At 59.8% G+C, this 584-nt stretch carries 1 protein-coding gene; it reads right to left on the bottom strand.

Annotation, left to right across the window (positions count from 1 at the left end; translation table 11 throughout):
• Positions 1-584: immunoglobulin-like domain-containing protein (locus tag QWI17_RS18145; RefSeq protein WP_302723941.1), on the bottom strand; the 584-nt coding region annotated here is incomplete at both ends.

The following is a 584-nucleotide window of genomic DNA, read 5'->3' on the forward strand; positions in this document are numbered from 1 at the left end:
AGTTACCGCCAGTGGCGTTTTCGATGGTGACGCTAACGGTGGAGCCATTGTTGTAAACGTCGTTGGCCGGGGTCTGGAAATCGACACTGCCCTGAGTCTTACCCGCTTCAACGGTCACAGTCTGGCCGTTGGACAGGGTCACGGTTACCGGGGTCTGAGCAGGGTTGCTCAGAGTCACGGTATAGGTGATCACGCCGCCTTCGGTCACGCTCGGCGATGCAGTGAGGGTCGCGGTGGTGGTGTCGACCGAATCATTGATCGTGGTCTGGGCCGGAGTCGGGTTCGGGGTCAGTTGTTCGAAGTTACCGCCAGTGGCGTTTTCGATGGTGACGCTAACGGTCGAGCCGTTGTTGTAAACGTCGTTGGCCGGGGTCTGGAAATCGACACTGCCCTGAGTCTTGCCGGCTTCAACGGTTACGGTCTGGCCGTTGGACAGGGTCACGGTTACCGGCGTCTGGGCAGGATTGCTCAGGGTGACGGTGTAGGTGATCACACCGCCTTCGGTCACCGACGGGCTCGCGGTCAAAGTTGCAGTGGTGGTGTCGACCGAGTCATTGATCGTGGTTTGAGCTGGGGTCGGGTTC

The sequence above is a fragment of the Gilvimarinus gilvus genome (assembly GCF_030518155.1).
Classification (GTDB): domain Bacteria; phylum Pseudomonadota; class Gammaproteobacteria; order Pseudomonadales; family Cellvibrionaceae; genus Gilvimarinus; species Gilvimarinus gilvus.